At 67.0% G+C, this 20,107-nt stretch carries 19 protein-coding genes and 1 pseudogene; 9 read left to right on the forward strand and 11 right to left on the reverse strand.

All coding sequences use genetic code 11. The features are described from left to right. The 7 genes and pseudogenes from E6O51_RS22125 to E6O51_RS20720 all read right to left on the reverse strand — a co-directional run. Window positions 1-670: pseudogene (locus E6O51_RS22125) on the reverse strand (hypothetical protein); the annotation flags it as partial. A gap of 8 nt (window positions 671-678) precedes the next feature. Next, window positions 679-906 carry a hypothetical protein gene (locus E6O51_RS20695; protein ID WP_136386929.1) on the reverse strand — a complete coding sequence of 76 codons (228 nt, stop codon included), beginning with the start codon at window positions 904-906 and terminating at the stop codon, window positions 679-681. A gap of 464 nt (window positions 907-1,370) precedes the next feature. Continuing rightward, window positions 1,371-1,877: a hypothetical protein gene (locus E6O51_RS20700; RefSeq protein ID WP_136386930.1), complete on the reverse strand. Its 507-nt coding sequence runs from the start codon at window positions 1,875-1,877 to the stop codon at window positions 1,371-1,373. A 62-nt stretch (window positions 1,878-1,939) separates the two neighbouring features. Beyond that, on the reverse strand, window positions 1,940-2,263 hold the full coding sequence (locus E6O51_RS20705) for a hypothetical protein (RefSeq protein WP_136386931.1): 324 nt from the start codon (window positions 2,261-2,263) through the stop codon (window positions 1,940-1,942). Window positions 2,264-2,480: 217 nt separating this feature from the next. Beyond that, entirely contained in the window at window positions 2,481-3,707 is a 1,227-nt protein-coding gene (locus E6O51_RS20710) for a glycosyltransferase family 4 protein (RefSeq protein WP_136386932.1), read from the reverse strand. Between the two features lie 292 nt (window positions 3,708-3,999). Further along, entirely contained in the window at window positions 4,000-5,376 is a 1,377-nt protein-coding gene (gene ccoG / locus E6O51_RS20715; RefSeq protein WP_136386933.1) for a cytochrome c oxidase accessory protein CcoG, read from the reverse strand. Between the two features lie 129 nt (window positions 5,377-5,505). Further along, window positions 5,506-6,936, reverse strand: coding sequence for an aminotransferase-like domain-containing protein (locus tag E6O51_RS20720; protein ID WP_136386934.1), 1,431 nt, complete (start codon window positions 6,934-6,936; stop codon window positions 5,506-5,508). A gap of 390 nt (window positions 6,937-7,326) precedes the next feature. On the opposite strand from E6O51_RS20720, the gene E6O51_RS20725 reads away from it, so the two are divergent. Together E6O51_RS20725 and E6O51_RS20730 are read left to right on the forward strand one after the other, a co-directional pair. Beyond that, window positions 7,327-7,932 carry a cytochrome c oxidase subunit 3 family protein gene (locus E6O51_RS20725; RefSeq protein ID WP_136386935.1) on the forward strand — a complete coding sequence of 202 codons (606 nt, stop codon included), beginning with the start codon at window positions 7,327-7,329 and terminating at the stop codon, window positions 7,930-7,932. Between the two features lie 3 nt (window positions 7,933-7,935). Continuing rightward, window positions 7,936-8,250: a hypothetical protein gene (locus E6O51_RS20730; protein WP_136386936.1), complete on the forward strand. Its 315-nt coding sequence runs from the start codon at window positions 7,936-7,938 to the stop codon at window positions 8,248-8,250. Here the strand turns inward: E6O51_RS20730 and E6O51_RS20735 are convergent. After that, window positions 8,247-9,380, reverse strand: coding sequence for an ABC transporter substrate-binding protein (locus tag E6O51_RS20735; protein ID WP_136386937.1), 1,134 nt, complete (start codon window positions 9,378-9,380; stop codon window positions 8,247-8,249). The two genes, E6O51_RS20730 and E6O51_RS20735, sit on opposite strands and share 4 nt — an antisense overlap. Window positions 9,381-9,552: 172 nt before the next feature. Then, a complete protein-coding gene (locus tag E6O51_RS20740) occupies window positions 9,553-10,581 on the reverse strand; it encodes a PLP-dependent cysteine synthase family protein (protein ID WP_211091480.1) in 1,029 nt (342 codons plus the stop codon). A gap of 431 nt (window positions 10,582-11,012) precedes the next feature. On the opposite strand from E6O51_RS20740, the gene E6O51_RS20745 reads away from it, so the two are divergent. The 3 genes from E6O51_RS20745 (at window position 11,013) to E6O51_RS20755 (ending at window position 14,135) form a co-directional block, all read left to right on the forward strand. Beyond that, complete coding sequence (locus E6O51_RS20745; protein WP_136386938.1) at window positions 11,013-11,471, forward strand: Lrp/AsnC family transcriptional regulator; 459 nt, start codon at window positions 11,013-11,015, stop codon at window positions 11,469-11,471. 145 nt (window positions 11,472-11,616) lie between these two features. Beyond that, window positions 11,617-13,302 carry a nitroreductase family protein gene (locus tag E6O51_RS20750; protein WP_136386939.1) on the forward strand — a complete coding sequence of 562 codons (1,686 nt, stop codon included), beginning with the start codon at window positions 11,617-11,619 and terminating at the stop codon, window positions 13,300-13,302. Then, window positions 13,299-14,135, forward strand: coding sequence for an ankyrin repeat domain-containing protein (locus E6O51_RS20755; protein ID WP_136386940.1), 837 nt, complete (start codon window positions 13,299-13,301; stop codon window positions 14,133-14,135). The genes E6O51_RS20750 and E6O51_RS20755 overlap by 4 nt, the downstream gene beginning before the upstream one ends. Before the next feature lie 18 nt (window positions 14,136-14,153). On the opposite strand, the gene E6O51_RS20760 is transcribed toward E6O51_RS20755, so the two are convergent. Further along, entirely contained in the window at window positions 14,154-15,158 is a 1,005-nt protein-coding gene (locus E6O51_RS20760) for a TRAP transporter substrate-binding protein (protein WP_136386941.1), read from the reverse strand. Window positions 15,159-15,387: 229 nt separating this feature from the next. On the opposite strand from E6O51_RS20760, the gene E6O51_RS20765 reads away from it, so the two are divergent. From E6O51_RS20765 to E6O51_RS20775, 3 genes are all read left to right on the forward strand, one after another. Beyond that, window positions 15,388-16,119: an AzlC family ABC transporter permease gene (locus E6O51_RS20765; RefSeq protein WP_136386942.1), complete on the forward strand. Its 732-nt coding sequence runs from the start codon at window positions 15,388-15,390 to the stop codon at window positions 16,117-16,119. Further along, on the forward strand, window positions 16,116-16,442 hold the full coding sequence (locus E6O51_RS20770; protein ID WP_136386943.1) for an AzlD domain-containing protein: 327 nt from the start codon (window positions 16,116-16,118) through the stop codon (window positions 16,440-16,442). The genes E6O51_RS20765 and E6O51_RS20770 overlap by 4 nt, the downstream gene beginning before the upstream one ends. Window positions 16,443-16,562: 120 nt before the next feature. After that, window positions 16,563-17,726, forward strand: coding sequence for a GGDEF domain-containing protein (locus tag E6O51_RS20775; RefSeq protein WP_168735356.1), 1,164 nt, complete (start codon window positions 16,563-16,565; stop codon window positions 17,724-17,726). Between the two features lie 49 nt (window positions 17,727-17,775). On the opposite strand, the gene E6O51_RS20780 is transcribed toward E6O51_RS20775, so the two are convergent. Further along, complete coding sequence (locus tag E6O51_RS20780; RefSeq protein WP_136386945.1) at window positions 17,776-18,942, reverse strand: mandelate racemase/muconate lactonizing enzyme family protein; 1,167 nt, start codon at window positions 18,940-18,942, stop codon at window positions 17,776-17,778. Window positions 18,943-19,147: 205 nt separating this feature from the next. On the opposite strand from E6O51_RS20780, the gene E6O51_RS20785 reads away from it, so the two are divergent. Then, window positions 19,148-20,053, forward strand: coding sequence for a LysR substrate-binding domain-containing protein (locus tag E6O51_RS20785; protein ID WP_136386946.1), 906 nt, complete (start codon window positions 19,148-19,150; stop codon window positions 20,051-20,053). Window positions 20,054-20,107 lie beyond the last annotated feature (54 nt).

The following is a 20,107-nucleotide window of genomic DNA, read 5'->3' on the forward strand; positions in this document are numbered from 1 at the left end:
CGGCTTTGGTGCCGTTGGAGAGCACGGTATCGACGCCGAAGAGTTCGGCGCCGGAATCGATGCTGCCGTTGCCGTTGCGGTCGAGCACGAGCAGCGCGTCGTCGGCCTTCACCCAGCCCGTGCCGGTACGGATGCCGTCGCCGTCATGGTCGAAGAGGATCGTGCCGTCGATGCCGCGCGTTTCGATGCCGTCGCCGTCAAGGTCAAGGACCAGCGGGTCGACTCGGACGGGTTGCCAGGCGCGGGCGGAATTCCAGGGATTATTAATCTCCGCTGCATGTGCCTCATTGGAGCCAAAGTACTTGTCAGTCAAACTGAGAGCAGTTGCCAACGTACCGACTGCTTTAGCAATGTTCGCGATACGGCCAGCAGGTGATAGCTGAAAACCAACGGCTGCTGCCACTGCAGAGACACCACCAATAACACCCAACACATCGCCCAGCGAAACATCCCTACCATTCTGCATGTCGCTGAGAATCTTCTGAGCGCTGACCATCGCCCATTCTGCGTTCAACGCAATTGCGGCTCCTGGAGATGTAACAATTAAATTGCCTAACGTACTCACCGCCGCTGCTGCACCAGAGAGATTCACAAAATATTCTGCGCTACTTGTACTCTGAGCCACATTATCAGCAGTATCGATCAAAGAAAGAGTATCGGACCAACTCATGACTCACCTCACTTGAAAAGAGCGAATGCGTTAACAAAAATCAAAACAGCCCCACCAAGAACTGCCGGGAAAAATGAAAACTTAGCAACTGCATTATTTATCCTAGCAAGCACAGGTGATTCCTTACTATCCATAGAAGGCTTCTTGAAAATCAAGACAAATGAATTAGAAATGAGATGAATAATTACCGGAGCCGCAGCAATCTTACTAACAAGACTGAGATCATACCCATCCATAAAAGCTCCTATTTTTCAGCGTCAATAAAAATAACGAGTCGGTGTCATTTGAACTCTTAGAAACCCAAATGGCACAAGCCCGAGTGGTTTTCCCTATAGCCTCAAAATTCAACCATGCAATTTAGCTTACACCAGAAAGCCTTTCATCATGCCTGGATGACATATCCGTGATGAACCTCACGTCACCCAGGCTGCACAGGCGGCGGCGCATGCCTACCCGCAAAACAAAAACGGGTCAGTGTCATTTGAACTCTTAGAACCTCAAATGACACTGACCCGAGCGGCTTGACAGCGAAATTCCGTTACTCATGACGAAACCATGAAAAACATAGAACAGGACCGACAGTCATCACAGCAACAACATGGACTGCAATGCCGCAGAACAAAACCAAAATTGAACCCAAAAATAACAAGCCGAATCTTTCAGCCAACATTAATTTGAACACATACCCTCCCCATGTAAATCACCGATCAACAAAAAAATTGATAATCAATGCTGAAATTGTCAAAACAAAAATCCATGTAAGAAATGCAGACAGCAAGGCAAAAGAGAAGATCGAAAATAAAATATACTTCGCTGGCCCTCCCTCCCAAACAGGAAGAAAAACTATCCCGACAGCAATTACTACCATAAAGAACAAGCCAGCTTTAGTTGGGCCACTTCCACCATCCCTGGGAAAAATTAAATTCCAACAAGAATCACGCCTGCAAACAAGAAACCATAAGAACAGCAACGGCGAAAATAGCCACATAATGGAATAATGATAAATAGCATCTATCCCAATAAAGCTATTTGAGGGATTCGCATACCTTACAACCGGTACAATAAAACCCACATAGCGATATATAGAATCAAAAATACTCAAAAACCCGAGATCAAACCTTATCAACAAAGCGATGACTTCAGAAAATAAAATCCACACCAATAAAGAAGGCTCCAAAAACGCCATATTCAAAATTTCTTTTTTCACAGACCTATTAATCTCCATATTCATCATCCTTATTATCATTAATACGTCAATAACCTCCATTTCTAACTATCTTGATCAAAGGTTTTCTTGGCATTTATTTTGTTTTTCCATCTTACGCGCGCCTCTTTTGTAAGCAACGGATAGAAAAATACAAAAAAATCCTCCAAATTCCGAGCAGAGCTACTGCATAGTCCCTCCAAGAGAAATGAGCTTGATATCGCCTTTAACCACAATGATAGGGATACAACGCCAAATGAAATTCCAAATAAATGATTAGCTATGCTCTTGCTTTCATTGTCGAGATAGCTGCCATGAGCAAGCAGATAACTAGATATCCCAACGATTGCAAAAATATGAATCAATCTTGATAGGACTTTCTCTTTCATTGCTCTAATTTCCAATGAGTCTTAACTTGCATTTTTGATCGTTCTTCACTCACCGGCACACCCCATATAGCAATTACGAGTCAGCGTCATTTGAACTCTCGAAATCTCAACTGACATTGACCCGAGAAATTCCACACGACAAAACTCCGCACCGGCCAGCCCAGCAGGACCGAAGCACTGCGGTGGGCGGAACTGCCTTCCCGCAGCCCGGCCGCGGTCAATCAGCAAGACACACCTCCTGCGCCTGCATACCCACCAACTCGGCGTATCCAGCCAACCCCCTATCCACCGCATATCTCCGACTGACGGTTTCGCGCGCAACGCGACGGACTGCCGCGTAGCGCTCACCACCTTCCAGCGCTTCGCATATCCGCTCCGCCAGCCCCTCCGTATCGAAGAAATCCACCAGCACGCCGTTTTCGCCATCCCGTATCACTTCCTCCACCGGCGCGGTGCGCGAGCCGATGATGAGGCAGCCGCTGGCCATGGCTTCCAGCAGCGACCAGGAGAGCACGAAGGGGTAGGTGAGATAGACGTGGGCGGCGGAGACTTGCAGCACCTTGCGGTATTCGGCGTGGGGCAGCCGGCCGGTGAAGTGGGTGCGTGCCGGGTCCAGGGTGACTTCGCGCAGCATTTTCTCGCGCCAGTTGGGGGCGTCGGGGGGGCGCTCGCCGTAGCTGACGTCGTCTCCGCCGACGATGACGGCGTGGCAGGTGCGGTGGCGGCGCTGCACGGTCTGCAGGGCGCGCATGAAGCGGTGGAAGCCGCGGTAGGGTTCCAGGTTGCGGGCGACGTAGGTGATGACCGGGTCGCCCGCCTTGAGCACGGTGCCGGAGGGGGTGGTGAGGGTGGCGGCGGGGTCCGGGCGCAGCAGGGGGGTTTCGATGCCTTCGTGGATGACCTGGATGGCCGGCTGGAAGGCGGCGGGGTGGCGGCTGCGCTGCCAAGCGGTGGGGCTCACCCCCGCGTCGCAGTGGGTGAGGTTGAGGGCATGCAGGGCGTTCCAGGTGCGCATGCGGGCGAAGTCGTCCGCGGTGGCGGGGAATTCGGGGTCGAAGCCGGCATCGGTGCCGGTGGCGCCGTAGTACCACTCGCAGAGGTGGATGAGGCGGGCATGGGGGAAGACGTCGCGCAGGTAGAGGGTTTCACCCCAGCCGGGGTGGGCGATGACCACGTCCGGGATGAAGCCGCGCTGGCGCAGGCGCTGTAGCGCCCGGGCGACGGCCTGGCCGTGGAGGACGGCGCTTTCCATCTGGCGCAGGTAGGGGTGCTGCGCCTGCCCCGGCGGGCGGTGGAGGCGGTAGGTGTACCAGCGCACGCCGGGCATGCCCGGGGCGGTGTCGCGCCCCAGGCCGACGACTTCGCAGTCCGGGCGCCGGGACCATGCGTGCGCGAGATGGCGGAACTGGCCGGGGAAGTTCTGGTGGAGGAGGAGGATGCGCACGGGCGGCCGGTTGCTTCGCAACGACTTTGGGATAACCGTGCGACATTAACATGCCTGCCAAATAAATCCACCGCGCATTACGTCACGATCAGGGCAATCGCATAAATGCCTGAGCGCTGAATTTTCCCGTCTGCAAACACCTGCCCATGGCATGGTAGGAGCGGGCTTGCCCGCGATGCGGCCTGTGGGAAAACGAACGCCGCATCGCGGGCAAGCCCGCTCCCACGGCGGCAAGGGATTTCATGCGATTGCCCTGACGTCACGATGAAGCCCGCAGAGCCGCCAGCCCGGCTCAGGGCAGGATGAAGGTGCTCGGCTCCACCGCCCGCGTATCCGCGTCGCCCTCGGCGCGTACAGCGAAGCGGATCGGCTGCACGCCGGACAGGCCGCTGCCCGCCGGCATGGACACCGCGACCCGCACCGGGGTCACGCTGCCCGCCGCGGCGTCGAAGATGTGCGTGCCGGCGATGTGGGCGCCCGGCAGGCCCTCCACCTCCACCGCGAAACGCCGCGGCGCTTCGGCCAGGTTGATCAGCTTCAGCGTGTAGTCGTTCTCGATCCGCCCGTCCCGGGTTTCGCGCAGCAGCGCGCCCCGGTCGCGCAGCACGTCCACGCGCAGCAGCGGGCGCTCGGCGAGCAGCCACAGGCCGGCGGCCGTAAAGGCGGCGGCGAGGGCGGCATACACCCACACCCGCGGGCGCATCCCGGCCGGTGCGGGCTCGCCGGCCAGTTCCGCCTCCGTGGCGAAGCGCACCAGGCCGCGGGGCGCGCCGATCTTCGCCATCACCGTGTCGCAGGCATCCGCGCACAGCCCGCAGTTGATGCACGGGTACTGCAGGCCGTCGCGGATGTCGATGCCGGTGGGGCACACCTGCACGCAGATGCCGCAATCCACGCAGGCGCCGTCGCGCCGCCCGGCCCGGCGCGGTTCGCCGCGCGCGGCGTCGTAGCCCACGTTGCGGGTATGCCGATCCACCATCACGCCCTGGAAGCGCGAATACGGGCACATGTGCTGGCACACCGCCTCCCGCGCCAGGCCGGCCTGCACGTAGGTGAAGGCTGCGTAGAACAGCAGCCAGAAGCTCTCCCACGGCCCGGTCTGCCAGGCGGCCAGGCGCGGCAGCAGTTCGCGGATGGGGGTGAAGTAGCCGACGAAGCTGATCGCCGTCCACGCCGCGATCAGCGCCCACAGACCGTGCTTGGCCAGGCGCAGCGCCGCCTTGCGCGCCGTGAGTGGCGCGGCGTCGAGCCGGGCGCGGGCGAGGTGGTCGCCTTCCACGCGTGCTTCCACCCAGGCGAAGATCGCGGTGTACACCGTCTGCGGACAGGCGAAGCCGCAGAACACGCGGCCGGCCAGGGCGGTGGCCAGGAACAGCGCGGCGGCTGCCACGACCAGGGCGATCGCCAGCAGCAGCGCATCCTGCGGCCACAGGGTGAGGCCGAAGAAGTGGAACTTGCGCTGGGCGATGTCGAACAGCACCGCCTGCCGCGCCTCCCCGCCGCGCTCCCAGGTGAGCCAGCAGCCACCGTAGAACACGATCTGGGTGAACCACACCATGGCCCAGCGCAGGGTGTTCCAGCGCCCGGACGCGGCCCGCGCGTGGATCTTGCCTTTCCGCCGGTACAGTTCGATCCGGGCCTCATGAACCTTGCTCGCCGCGCTTCCCACGCTCCGCTCCTCCGCCGGCATCGCAAACGGGCCGGCCATCTGTGACTTGGACGCGGCGCAGTACACCACCCGGGCGCAGATGGGAGCAGATTCAGCCGGTGCGATTTTCCATAGGAACAGATGCGGCGCTCACGCCCCACCGCCAGCGGCGAGTTGTTCGCGCAGCAGCGCCGCCAGCGCGGCGATTGCCCGGTCCGGCCCGTCGGGTTGCGGATGGCCGAAGTTGAGCCGGATGCAGCGGCCGAACTCCCGCTGCGCGGAGAAGATCGGCCCCGGCGCGAGGCTGATGCCGCGCGCCAGCGCCGCCTGGTGCAGGGCCAGCGCGTCGGCGCCGGGCGGCAGTTCCAGCCACAGGAAATAGCCGCCCGCCGGGCGCGCGAGCCGGGTGCCGGGCGGGAAATGGCGCTCCACCGCATCCACCAGCGCCACCTCGCCCCGGGCAAGTTCGTGGCGCAGCCGGCGCAGGTGGCGGTCGTAGCCGCCGTGCCGCAGGTAGGCGGCCAGCGCGTCCTGCACCACCACCGTGGTCGCCAGGCTGGTGGTGAGCTTCTGGCGCACGATCTGCGGCGCGAAACGCCCGCCGGCCACCCAGCCGACGCGGAAGCCCGGCGCCAGGCACTTGGAGAAGGAGGACACGTGCATCACCAGCCCATCCGCATCCAGCGCGCGGGTGCAGGGCGGCGGCTCGGCGCCGAAGAACAGTTCGGCATACACGTCGTCCTCGATCAGCGGCACCCGGTGGCGGCGCAGCAGCGCCACCAGCGCCTCGCGCCGCGCGGCCGGCACCAGCGCGCCAGTGGGGTTGGCGAAGTTGAGCATGAACAGGCAGGCCTTCACCGGATGCACGCGCAGCGCCTCTTCCAGCGCCTCCACGCTCACCCCTTCGCGCGGATGGGAGGGAATCTCGATGACCTGGAGGCCGAGCCGCTCGCTCGCCTGCAGGCCGGCGTAGAAGGTGGGCGACTCCACCGCGATCACGTCCCCCGGCCGGGTCACCGCCTGCAGGCAGAGGTTGAGCGCTTCCATGGCGCCGGAGGTGACGACGATCTCCTCCGGAGCCACCGCCGCACCGCGCGCGTGGTAGCGCAGGGCGATCTGCCGGCGCAGTTCGGCCCGGCCCGGCGGCAGGTCGGCCACCGTGTCGCGCGGGTCCAGCCGGCGCGCGGCCGCGGCGAGGAAACGCCCGAGCTGCGGGAAGGGGAACAGTTCCGGCGCCGGAAAGCTGGAGCCCAGCGGCACCACGCTGCGGTCCTTGACGCTTTCCAGTATCTGGAAGATGAAGTCGCTCACCTGCAGCGGCGCGCTGCCCGCCGCCGGGCGCGGCATGCGCGGTTCCGGCAGACGCTGCCCCAGCCGGGCGCGCACGAAGTAGCCGGACTTGGGGCGCGCCTCGATCAGCCCGCGGCTTTCCAGCAGGTAGTAGGCCTGCATCACGGTGACCGCGCTCACCCCGTGGCTGCGGCAGGCGCGGCGCACCGAGGGCAGCCGGTCGCCGGGGCGCAGCACGCCGGCGGCGATCAACTGGCCGGTCTGCTCGGCGATCTGCTGGTAGAGCGTCATCGGGGAACGGCGGCGCAAGGACGGGCGGCCAGTCTAGCAAAGGCCGCCGGGCCCCAATACGGTTCAGTCAAGCCTGGCAAAGCCCCTCTCCCCTCGCGGGAGAGGGGTTGGGGAGAGGGGGGCTGCGTCAGCCAGGCCGCCACGAACGGCCTTACGCCCCTGCGGGGCGCCCTCTCCCCGGCCCTCTCCCACAAGGGGAGAGGGGGCGGGAGTTCGATGCGATTTGCTTGATTGAACCGTATTGCCGCCCCGCCCGTTCTTGAGCCGCAGCAAGGCGCGGGCGCCGCCCGCCCGGCAGACTGTGCGGATCGGAAATCGCCCGTTCTGCGCCTGTGCTGCCCCCATGGATTGCGGCAGCATGGCCGCCTCGCCATTCGTCATGGGGTCCCCATGAGCACCCTCGCCCTGCCCGCCGCCGAACCGCAGTCCCCACCCGCCGCGCGCGGGCGGATTCCCGGCAATCACGGCATCTGGGCCGGCATCACCTGCGAATTCGTCGAGTTCCTGGTGCTGTTCATCGTCTATTTCGTCGCCCGGGCGCATTTCCCCGCCGACTTCGAAGCGGGCGCGGGCCGGCTCAACACGCTGGCCGGCACGGCGATCACCCTGGTCATGGTCACCAGCAGCCTCTTCATCGCCTGCTCGGTCGCCACGCTGCGCGCCGGCCGGCGGCGCCAATCGATCGCCTGGCTGGCCGCGGGGATCGTCACCGCACTCGGCTACCCGCTGGCGAAGTACCTGGAGTTCCGCTGGAACATGGCGCACGGCATCACCGGCGGGGCGGGCATCTTCTTCACGGTGTATTACTACCTCACCCTGACCCACCTGGTGCATGCCTTCTGGGGCATCCTGGGCATGCTGTGGGTACTGGCGCGGCATGCGACGGGCGCCTACACCGCGGACGGCCACGGCGGCCTGGAGGCGCTGGCAAGCTACTGGCACGCCACCGACATCATCTGGCTGGTGATCTTCTCGTTCTTCTACGTGCTGGCGTAAACCATGAACCCGGAACATCCCGCACGGCATCCCTCTTCCGCGCTGGCGCCGCTGTTCGCCGCCTGGCTGGCGCTGGTCGCGCTGACCCTGCTCAGCCTCGCACTGGGGGCCTGGTTCCACGGCTCGGACTGGCTGCCGCCCGCGGTGGCGCTGCTGATCTGGCTGAAAGGCACGCTGGTGGCGCGGCACTTCATCGAAGCGCCGCTGGCCCACCCCTTCATCCGCTGGCTGCTGCGCGCCTTCGTCGCCTTCGCGCCGCTGGCGCTGGTGGGGATCGCCTTCTTCGGCGGCGAGTTCGCGCGCTGGGCGACGCTTTAGTGCACCACCCGCCCGCCTTCGCCCAGCATGGCGAAATCCACGTAGCTGGAGCCGGAGCGGCCCTTCTGGGCGAAGTCCAGCGTGTAGCCGCCCAGGTCCACCCGGCGGATGCCGTGCAGGCTCCTCACCACCGTGGCCGCGGTCGGCGTGCTGCCGGCGTTCTGCAGTGCATGCACCAGCGTCTTGGCGGCGATGAAGCCTTCGATGGAGCGCCCGGACAGGTCCGGGTCGTCGCTCTTCTCGCGCAGACGCAGGTATTCCAGGTTCACCGCGATGGTGCGCTGGGTCTCCAGCGGCAGCACCACCGAGAAGGCGAAACCGCGCGCGCCCACCGGCCCGAGCTTGTCGAGGAGTTGGCGGGTGTCGATGATGGACATGCCGTACAGCGTCGCCGTGCCGCCGGCGGCGCGGTACTGGCGCACGAACTCGATGGCCGCCAGCGTGGTGGCGCCCAGGAACACCACCTGCGGGTCGGCCTTCAGCATTGCCTCCACCGTGGCTTCCACCTCCACCGTGTTGCGCGGATAGCCTGCGCGGGCGGTCAGTTCGATGCCATGCCGCTTGGCGGCGATCTCGGCGCCGTCGATGACGTCCTGGCCCAACGCGTCGTCCTGGTACACCAGCCCGACGCGCTTGATGTTCAGGCCGGCCAGGTTGGTAAACAGGCGGTTCACCTCCTCGTGGTAGCTCGCCTTGATGACGAACACGTTGCTGCCGGAGATGGCGGTGGAGGCGCCGGACACCGCGCCCACCAGCGGCACCCCGGTCTTGTGCAGCACGCCGTCGGCGATCAGCGCTTCCACGTTGGTGGTGCCGACCGTGCCGATCAGCGCCACCGGGGATTCCTGTTCGATCAGTTCCCGCACCAGCGCCACGGTCTTGTCCGCCTTCTGCGCGTCGTCCCGGGTGACGAGGCGGACTTTAGCGCCGCGCACGCCGCCTTGGGCGTTGACGTGGTCGATGTAGAGTTTGACGCCGGCATGGATGGCGCGCCCGGTCACCGCCTGCGAACCGGAAAACGGCGCCACCTGCCCGATTACGATCTCCCGCCCGTCGGCAGCCGCGCCGAAAGGCAGGCCCGCGGCCGCGAGGCCCGCGACAACGGCGAAAGAGCGAAATACACGTAGCATGGCCGATATCCCCAACGAGACCCGCGCCCATGCGCGGCGAATGAAGATGGAATTATTGAGCGCTATTGTGCACTGCGCAATTGCGGATGTCCGCAATATGTGCTTGGCACTGCACGGCAGCACCACCATGCAGTGTGTATGAAGGCCATTGCGGCCGCGTTACGCGGCCGGCCTACAGCAGCGGTTCGATACGGCGCAGATACGGCGCCATATCGCCGATGTGCCGGGCCACCCACTCGTCGTTCCAGTAGGTGTCCGGGTAACGCTCGCCCCCGTCGCACAGGACGGTGACGATGGAGCCGCGCTCGCCGCGGGCCTGCATCTGCCCGGCAATCTGCAGCGCCCCCCACAGGTTGGTGCCGGTGGAGCCGCCCGCCCGGCGGCCGGTGAGCCGTTCCAGCCAGCGCAGGGCGGCGATGGAGGCCGCGTCCGGCACCTTGATCATGCCGTCCACCACTTCGGCGAGGAAGGACGGCTCCACCCGGGGCCGGCCGATGCCCTCGATGCGGCTGCCGTGCTCGCCGCGCAGGCTGCGGTCGCCGCGCCGGAAGCTGTCGTAGAACACCGAATGATCCGGGTCCGCCACCACCAGACGCGTGTCGTGGCCCTTGTAGCGGATGTAGCGCCCGATGGTGGAGGCGGTGCCGCCCGTACCCGCGCTCATGACGATGGCGGCCGGCTCGGGATGGGGCTCGTCGGCCATTTGGCGGAAGATGCCCGCGGCGATGCTGTCGGGCCCGCGCCAGTCGGTGGCCTGCTCGGCGTAGGTGAACTGGTCCATGTAGTGGCCGCCGCGTTCCCGCGCCAGGCGCCGGGCCTCGGCGTAGATTTGCGTGGTGTCGTCCACGAAATGGCAGGCGCCGCCGTGCAGGCGGATCTGTTCGATCTTGCGCGGCGCCGTGCCCACCGGCACCACGGCCACGAAGGGCAGGCCCAGCAGGCGGGCGAAGTACGCCTCCGACACCGCGGTGCTGCCGGAGGAGGCTTCCACCACGGTCGTCCCCTCGCGGATGCGGCCGCTGCAGATGGCGTGCATGAAGAGCGAACGGGCCAGGCGGTGCTTGAGGCTGCCGGTGGGCTGCACGCTCTCGTCCTTGAGGTAGAGGTCGATGCCGTCCAGGCCCGGCACTTCCAGCTTCAGCAGGGGGGTGTCGGCGGCGCGCAACTGGTCGCCGGTCAGGTGCCTGACGGCGGTGCGCACCCAGTCCTTGCCGGCACCGTCTTCCCGGTGCGGGGGGCAATACGGTTCAGTCAGGTGAACGGCATGATCTTTTCTCCCCTCTCCCCTCGCGGGAGAGGGGTTGGGGGAGAGGGGGAAAGCCGCCGCCGGAATGGCACGCTGCCGCCCCTGCGGGGCGCCCCCTCTCCCCGGCCCTCCCCCGCAAGGGGGGAGGGAGCACAGCGACACCCGCAGCACGGTTGACTCATATGAACAGTATCGCGGCGCGGCGGGGAGGAAATGGAGCGGAGCTGCGGGGGCGAACCGGACGGATGCGGGGGCGTTCATGGCGGTGGGCAGGAAGGGCTTTGCGATAGGGAAATCCTAGCCCTGGACGCGCAAACGGAATTCTATTTATTGACCTTCATCGCCTAGAATCCAGAAAAATTTTCTACTCTGAAATGGAAAACGCCATGGACCGTTTCGACCGCCACATCCTCACCCTGCTCCAGCGCGACGCCTCCATGCCCCTCAAGGACCTGGCCGAAGCCGTCAGCCTGTCCACCACGCCATGCTGGAAGCGGGTCAAGAAGCTCGAAGAGGACGGCTACATCCGGGCCAGGGTGGCGCTGCTGGACCCGGTGCGCCTGGGGCTGGGGCTCTCCGTGTTCGTGCATCTGAAGACCGCGCGCCACGAGAGCGCCTGGCTCGAACGCTTCGCCGCCACCGTGGTGCAGTTCGAGGAGGTGGTCGAGTTCTACCGCATGTCCGGCGAATGGGACTACCTGCTGCGCGTGGTGGTCAGCGACATCGCCGCCTACGACCGCTTCTACAAGAAGCTGATCGAGTCCACCGACGGGTTGTCCGACATCTCGTCCAACTTCGCCATGGAACAGATGAAGTACACCACCGCGCTGCCCATTCCATACTGAATGGACGCAGATTGGCGCATGTCGCACACCCCACAGCGCTACCGGCCAACCACCGACATCCGACGCCGCGAGTCCCGTACACAGCCTGCAAGCCATTGATTTTGCAGACGGGGCAAACTGGTATTGGTCTTGCTCGGAGCAATCCATGGACAATTCCGCTCCGCCCGACACCTCCGCCGCGGCACCGCTGCCCGCGGCGGACGTCGTGCGCATCTACCACCGCCGCACCGCGCACTGCTTCGACCGCTACGCGCCCGGCCCGGCAACGCTGGACTGGGACGCCCAGCCGGCGCCTTTCCGCCGTTACGCCGACGCGCCGGTGACGGCCCTGCCCCTCATCGACACCCTGCTGCTGCACCCGCAGGCCGCGCCCGACGGGCTGGCCGCCGCCCTCGCCCGTTCCTGGGCGGCCCTCGGCGAGCCGGCGCCCGCCCTCGCCCCGGACCGCGCCAGCCTGGGCGCGCTGCTGCAACTGGCCTTCGGCGTCACCGCGTGGAAGTCCTTCGGCCCCGAGCGCTGGGCCGTGCGCGCCAATCCGTCCAGCGGCAATCTGCACCCGGTGGAAGCCTGGGTGATCAGCCGCGGCATCGCCGGTCTGACCGACGGCGTGCACCACTACCGCCCGGACGACCATGCCCTCGAACTGCGCGCCGCCGACCCGGCGCCCGCCGCCGATGAACCCGCCGCACTGCTGCTCGCCCTCAGCAGCGTGATGTGGCGCGAAGCCTGGAAGTACGGCGAGCGTGCCTTCCGCTACTGCCAGCTCGACGTGGGCCACGGGCAGGGCGCGCTGAAACTGGCCGCGGCACTGCTGGGCTGGCGGCTCGACGAACAGCGCCACGTGGGCCACGCTACCCTCGCCGCGCGGCTGGGCCTGGACCGGGCGGCGGACTATACCGCGCGCCGCGCCGCCGAAACGGAGCTGGAAGAACCCGAAATCCTGCTCGCCGTGGGCTGGCCGGCCCCGCCGCCGGCCGTCGATCCGCAGCGCCTGCGCGAGGCGGCCGCCCGCGCGCACTGGTCCGGGCGCGCGAGCGAGATCGACCCGCGCCCCCACTACCGCTGGCCCATCGTCCAGGAGGTGGCCGCAGCGACGCGGCGGGACGACCGCCCCGCCCCTGCCGCGCCGCAAACCGGGACCGCGCCCGCCGCGGCTCCGGCCGGCGCCCACGGCCCGCGCGCCATCGACCTGATCCTGCGCCGCCGCAGCGCCCAGCGCTTCGACGCCGAGCACGAGATGAGCACCGACGGACTCATCCGCCTGCTCGCCGCCGCGGGCCATGCCGACGGCGACGGGCTGCCGCCCCTCGACGTCCTCGTCTACGTCCAACGTGTAGCCGGCCTCGCGCCGGGGCTCTACCTGCTGCCCGATGGGCCGGACGGCGCCCTCACCGCGCGCCTGGCGGACACCGCGCCGGCCCTGCCCGGCACCAGGCTCATCGCCCTGCAAACCCTGGAACCGCAGCCCCTGCGCCGCCTGGTGCGCAGCCTGCACTGCCACCAGGACATCGCCGCCAACGCCTGCATCGCCTTCGGCTTTCTCGCCGCGCTGGACGAAGCCCTCGCCGCCGATCCGGCCAGTTACCGCGATCTGCACCGCGCCGCCGGGCAGGCCGGCCAGCGCCTGTATCTGGCCGCCGAGTCGCTGGATCTGCGCGGCACCGGCATCGGCTGCTTCTTCGACGACCCCGTGCTGGAAAGCGCCGGCCTCGCCGACAGCGGCTATCGCCCCCTCTACCACTTCACCGTCGGGCGCGCTCTCGACGACCCCCGCATCGAAACCACGCCGCCCTACCCGCCCGAACGCCTTGCCGAGGACCATCGCCCATGACCACCGCCACCACCGCCGCCCACGTCACCGACCGCAGCCAGCGCCGCATCGCCCCCGCGGACGCCGCCGACATGCTCGCGCGCTGGCGCAGCGGCGCCCTGCCCACGCTGGCGCTGTTCGACGTGCGCGACGCGCGCAGCTACGCGCAGGGCCACGTCGAAGGCGCCGAACACCTCTCCGACGCCGGCTTTCCCGCCGCCGCCCGGCGCCTGACCAAGGACACGCCGGTGCTGATCTACTGCTACCACGGCAACGCCAGCCGCACCTGGGCGCAGACCTTCGCCGACTTCCGCTTCGCCGAGGTCTGGAGCGTGGATGGCGGCTACGACGCGCTGGCCGCCGCCATCACCCCCCTCGCCGGACAAGGCCACGCCCCCTGCCGCGCGGAAGCCGCCGGCGCCTCGCTCGTCGCCTTCCTCGTCGAATACGGCTTCGACCTGGACGACCTGGATGCCCCCCGCGCCCACGGCCTCACGCCGCTGATGCGCGCGGCCCTCGTCGGCCGTGCCGACCTGGTGGACGAACTGGTGCAACTGGGCGTATCCGTCGCCCGGCGCAACATGGACGGCAACAACGCCCTGTGGCTGGCCTGCGTGGGCGGCTCCGCGGACGCCGTGTGCCACCTGGTCGCGGCCGGCATCGACGTGGACAACCGCAACGACATGGGCGCCACCTGCCTGATGTACTGCGCCTCGGCCGGCAAGGCGGACACGCTGGCGCTGCTGCTCGAATGCGGCGCCGATCCGTTGCTGACCAACTTCGACGACGCGCGCGCGGCGGACCTCGCCGCCACGCGCGAGTGCCTCAAGCTGCTGCGCCACACCGCGCGCTGAGGGGCGGGCCGCCCGCGCTCACGGGGACGGCGCGTAGCCGGCTTCCCTGTACACGCGCTCGATCAACTCGGCCGGAATGCGGCGGCGCGCCTCCTCGTGCACGGGGGCCAGGGCCTCGCGCCAGGCGCGCCTGTCCTCCGCGCTGAGCCCGACGACCTCCGCCTGGCCCGAGGCTTCGAGCGCCGCCAGCGCCGCGGCGTTGCCCTCCAGCGCGGCCCGGTTGGCGAAGACGGTCGCCTCCCCCATCGCCTCTTCCAGCACGTTGCGCAGGTCGGCCGGCAGGCCCTCCCAGAAAGTACGGTTCACGAGTACCGCATACCCCAGCCAGCCGTGATCGGTCAGCGTCAGGTGGCTCTGCGCGTGGTGCATGTTCTGGGTGTAGAAATTGGAAACCGGGTTTTCGGTGCCGTTGACCGCACCCACCTTGAGCGAGGTGAACACTTCGCTGAACGCCATCACCACCGGCGAGGCGCCCAGGGTGGTCATCTGCGTTTCCAGCACCTTGGAGGGCTGGATGCGCATCTTCAGGCCGCGCACGTCCTGCGGACGGCGCAGCGGCCTGTTGGCGCTCATCTGCTTGAAGCCGTTGTCCCAGAAAGCCAGGCCGACGGCGCCCTGGGCACGCATGCCGTCGAGCAGTTCGCGGCCGATCGGCCCCTGGGTGATGCGATGCACCGCGGCCACGTCGGCGAACAGATAGGGCAGGTCGAAGAGCTCGAACTCGGTGCTGCGCAGCACCTTTATCTTGGACAGGGAGGGCGCCAGCATCTCCACGAGGCCCGCCTGCAGCGCGGCCATTTCGTCCTTGTCGCCAAAAAGCCGGCTGTTGGGGTACACCTCGACCCGCACCCGCCCCCCGCTGCGCTCGGCGGCCAGGCGGGCGAAATGCTCCGCCGCCCGGCCCTTGGGCGCGTCCGGCGCCACCACGTGGCTGAAGCGGATCACCACCGGGTCCGCGCCCTGCGCCAGGGCGCCCGGTATCGGCAGCATGGCTGCCATGAACAGATAGAGAAGTCGTCGCATGATCCGGTCCTCCGTGCTCGGCCTCCCCTCTGTGTTCAATCTAGCAGCGTGACCCGGCAGCGCCAGTGCCTGAGCGTGGGAGCGGGCTTGCCCGCGATGGAGCGGTTCCGCGTGCAAATGGACGCCCCATCGCGGGCAAGCCCGCTCCCACAGGGGGAGCTGCGGGTAGACCACGCGCCGCGCTGGGCGATAATCCGCACTTTCGACCCAGCGCTCCCTGGCAGCATCGATGACCTCCACCCCCTCTTCCCCGACCGCGCGCGACGAATTCCTTGCCGGCATGCGCGCCGAACTGCCGCTTCTCCTCGGCGTGGTGCCCTTCGGGCTGATGTTCGGCGTGCTCGGCCTGGCCGCGGGACTCCCGGCATGGGCGGTGGTGGCCATGTCGTCCATCGTCTTCGGCGGCGCCTCCCAGGTGGTGTTCGCCCAGTTGTGGGGGGCGCCGACCCCGCCGGCGGTGATCTGCACCACCGTGGCCGTGGTGAACCTGCGCCACGCGCTCTACAGCGCCAGCGTGGCCGAATGGCTGCGCGGCCTGCCCTGGCGCTGGAAGCTCGTGCTCGCCTACCTGCTCACCGACGAGGCCTACGCCGCCGCCCTGGTGCGCTTCCGCGACGGGCCGCCGGGCGCCTACCGGCACTGGTTCCTGTTCGGCACCGGCTTCACCCTGTGGACCGGCTGGCAGATCGCCACCGTGGGCGGCGTGCTGGTCGGCGCGGCGATCCCGCCGGGCTGGTCGCTGGATTTCTCCATCGCGCTGACCTTCATCGCGCTGCTGGTGCTGGCCGTCCACCGCCGCAGCGAACTGGTGGCGGCACTGGTGGCCGCGGCGGTGGCGGTGCTCGCCCAGCCGCTGCCCCACAAACTGTGGATACTCGCCGCGGCCGCGGCGGGCATCGCCGCCGGGCTGGCGGCCCGGAGGCTGGACGCCGGCCGCGCGGCCGTGGAGCAAACGCCATGAACGACCTGGGGCTGCCGCTCACCCTCTTCGTGTCCGGGCTGGCAACCTTCCTGATCCGCCTGTCCTTCATCGCCGGCGAGCGCTGGCTACCGCGCGGCGAGGGCCTGCATGCGGTGCTGGCCTACGTGCCGGCGGCGGTGCTCGCCGCGCTGATCGCGCCCGAACTGCTGGTGCGCGACGGCAGCGTGCTGCTCACCGCGGACAACGCCCGCCTGTGGGCCGGCCTCGTGGCCATCGCGGTGGCGCTGGCCAGCCGCTCGGTGATGGCCACCATCGTCGCCGGCATGGGTGCGCTGTGGCTGCTGCAATGGCTGGGTGGATGAGGAGAATGCCGGACGCCGGCAATCCCGCAGCAGCTCGTCCCGGCAAGGGTAGCGCGCCCTTTGCGCTACAATGCCCGGCGTCTCCGCGTGGAATACCTTTTCCGCATGACATCCCCTCCGGTGAATGATGAACACCGCATCGATGCCGCGTTGTTCCGGCATCTGGTGGACCGCTCGGCGATTCCTCTCGTCGGCAGCGGCGCCGCCAGCCTGCTGGTCGGGGCATCCCTGGCCGGCACCGCGCATCAGACGTTGGCCTTTGCATGGGTCGCCGCCGTCTTCCTGGTCATCGCCATCCGGGTCTGGCTGGTGCGGCGCTGCCAGGCGCGGATCGCACGGGACGGCTACCGGGCCGCCGAGGCCCACCGTTTCGCCGCCACCACGGGCCTGTCCGGCCTGATCTGGGGATGCGCCGGGCTGGGGGTGCTGAACAACGCCTCACCGGAATCCCTGGTGGTCATCATCACCTCGATCCAGGCCATGACCATGGGCGGCGCCCTCACGCTGGCCGCCTTCCCCGTCGCCTTCTACGCCTTTTCGCTGCCGGCCATGGTGCCGCTGATCGGGGCGCTGGCCCTCAAGGGCGACACGACGGGCACCGTGCTGGCCATCTTCAGCAGCATCATGTTCGTGCTCATCGCGCGCGTCGCCAAGGAATTCAACGGTTCCCTGCGCAACGCCTGGCAAATGACCTTCGAGCGCACCGACCTGCTGGAAGCCCTGCAGCAATCCCACGACCGGCAGGCCAACCTGGCCAACACGGACGGCCTGACCGGCATCGCCAACCGCCGCCGCTTCGACGACCTGCTGGAGCGGGAAGCAGTGCGCCTGCAGCGCACGGGAGAGCCGCTCTCCCTGCTGCTGATGGACGTGGATCACTTCAAGGCCTACAACGACACCTACGGCCATCTGGCCGGGGACGAATGCCTGAAGCGGGTGGCCGAAGTCTTCCAGGCCATGCTGAGCCGCCGCTCCGATCTGGCGGCCCGCTACGGCGGGGAGGAGTTCGCCGCCATCCTGACCGAGACCGACCACCGGGGCGCCCTGCAGGTGGCGGAGCAGATACGCACCGGCGTGGAAGCCCTGGGCATCGCTCACCGCAGCGCCGCCACCGCGCCCCACGTCACGGTAAGCCTGGGCGTCGTCACCCTGGACGGCCGCGAGCCGAAAACCCCCGCCCAAGCCATCGCCCTGGCCGACCGGGAGCTCTACCGGGCCAAGCGCGAAGGCCGCAACCGCATCGCGGCCTGGAGCGGAAGCGGAGACATCGCGGAAACCGCCTGAACGCTTCGGAAACATGGCGGCCGGAATCCCTCCCGCCGCCGTGCCGCGCTCAACCCGCCAGTGCCCGCATCTCCGCGATCAGGTCGGCCTTGCCTTCGAAGCCGATGCCCGGCAGTTCCGGCATCTCGATGTGGCTGTCCACCACCTTCACGCCGTCCGGGAAGCCGCCGTAGGGCTGGAACAAGTCGGGGTAGGATTCGTTGCCGCCCAGGCCCAGGCCGGCGGCGATGGCGAGCGACATCTGGTGGCCGCCATGGGGGATGCAGCGTTTGGGCGACCAGCCGTGCTCCTTCAGCATGTCCAGCGTGCGCAGGTACTCCACCAGGCCGTACGAGAGCGCGCAGTCGAACTGCAGCCAGTCCCGGTCGGCCCGCATGCCGCCGTAGCGGATGAGGTTGCGGGCGTCCTGCATGGAGAAGAGGTTTTCGCCGGTGGCCATCGAACCCTCGTAATGGTTCGCCAGTTCGGCCTGCAGGGCGTAGTCGAGCGGATCGCCGGCTTCCTCGTACCAGAAGAGGTCGTACTGGCTCAGAGCCTTCGCATATTCGATGGCGGTGGGCAGATCGAAGCGGCCGTTGGCGTCCACCGCCAGCTTGCAGCCGGCGGGCAGGATGGACAGGATGGCCTCGATGCGGCGTAGATCCTCGGCCAGCGGCGCACCGCCGATCTTCTTCTTCACCACCCTGTAGCCGCGATCCAGATAGCCGCGCATCTCGTCCTTGAGCGCTTCCAGGTCCTGCCCCGAATGGTAGTAGCCGCCCGCCGCATAGACGAAGATGCGGCGCTCGGGCGTACCGCTGCCGTAGCGTTCGGCCAGCAACTGGTAGAGCGGCTTGCCGGCGATCTTGGCGACGGCGTCCCACACCGCCATGTCGATGGTGCCCACGGCCACCGAGCGCTCGCCGTGGCCGCCGGGCTTCTCGTTGGTCATCATCGTTGCCCAGACCTTGTGCGGGTCGAGGTTGTCGCCGGCCTCGTCGAGCAGGGATTCCGGCGCGGCCTCCAGCACCCGCGGGCGGAAGCGCTCGCGGATCAGGCTGCCCTGGCCGTAACGGCCATTGGAGTTGAAGCCGTAGCCGATCACCGGCTTGCCGTCGCGGATCACGTCGGTGACCACGGCCACCAGGCTCAGCGTCATCTTGCTGAAATCGATGTAGGCGTTGCGGATGCTGGATTTGATGGGTTTGGTGACTTCGCGGATGTCGACGATTTTCATGGGGTTTCCTCCTCCTGAACGGAACGATCTGAAAGCGTCCCCTGTAGGAGCGGCCTTGGCCGCGATGCGGCGGTTCCGGGTGCAAATGACACGGCATCGCAGCCAAGGCCGCTCCTACGGGGCCAACGGACAGGGCGAAGCTTATTGGATTCCTTAAAGCGTAGAATCTACTCATATTCAAATCATTCAGTCGAAAAAGTTAATAATGGACGCGGCCTCCGAACTCGCCTTCTTCGCCCTGCTGGCCGACAAGGGCTCCTTCACCGCCGCCGCGCGGGAACTCAACCTGACTCCGCCGGCCGCCAGCAAGCGCCTGGCGCAGATGGAGCAGCGCCTGGGCGTGCGCCTGCTCAACCGCAGCACGCGGCGCATGAGCCTGACCGACGAGGGCGAGCTCTACCTGGAACACGCCCGCCGCATCCTGGCGGACATCGAGGAACTGGAACTTTCCCTCGGCAAACGGCGCGCCTCCCCCAAGGGCCTGCTGCGCATCAATGCCACGCTGGGCTTCGGCCGCACCACCATCGCCCCCATCGTCTCGGCCTTCGCCCGCCGCCACCCGGAAGTGGAGGTACACCTGCAGCTCACGGACACACCCCTGGACCTGGTGGCGAGCGGCTTCGACCTGGGCATCCGCTTCGGCGAACTGCCGGACAGCCGGCTCGCCGCGCGCAAGCTGATGTCCAACCGCCGCTTCCTGTGCGCCTCGCCCGCCTACCTGGCGGCCCACGGCACGCCGCGCAGTCCGGCGGAACTGGCCCGCCATGCCTGCATCCTGCACCGGCAGAACGACGAAGCCTGGGGCACCTGGCGGCTTACCCGCGGGCGGCAGGCGGAAACCGTGAAGGTGCGCGGCGCGCTGGCCAGCAACGACGGCGACGTGGTGCTGGGCTGGGCGCTGGACGGGCACGGCATCCTGATCCGCTCCGAATGGGACCTGGCCAAGTACCTGCACAGCGGCCGCCTGCAGACCGTGCTGCCCGAGTGGACGCTGCCGCCGGCCGACCTCTACGCGGTTTATCCGGCACGGCGCAACCTGCCCGCCCGGGTGCGCGCCTTCATCGACGCCCTGCTCGACGCCTTCGAACGTCCCGCGGGCGATGGAAGCTGAATCGGCAACGCCCATGATGAGTTATGATTGCGCGCTTATGTCGCACGCTGAACC

This window comes from Pseudothauera rhizosphaerae (assembly GCF_004801305.1).
GTDB lineage: Bacteria > Pseudomonadota > Gammaproteobacteria > Burkholderiales > Rhodocyclaceae > Pseudothauera > Pseudothauera rhizosphaerae.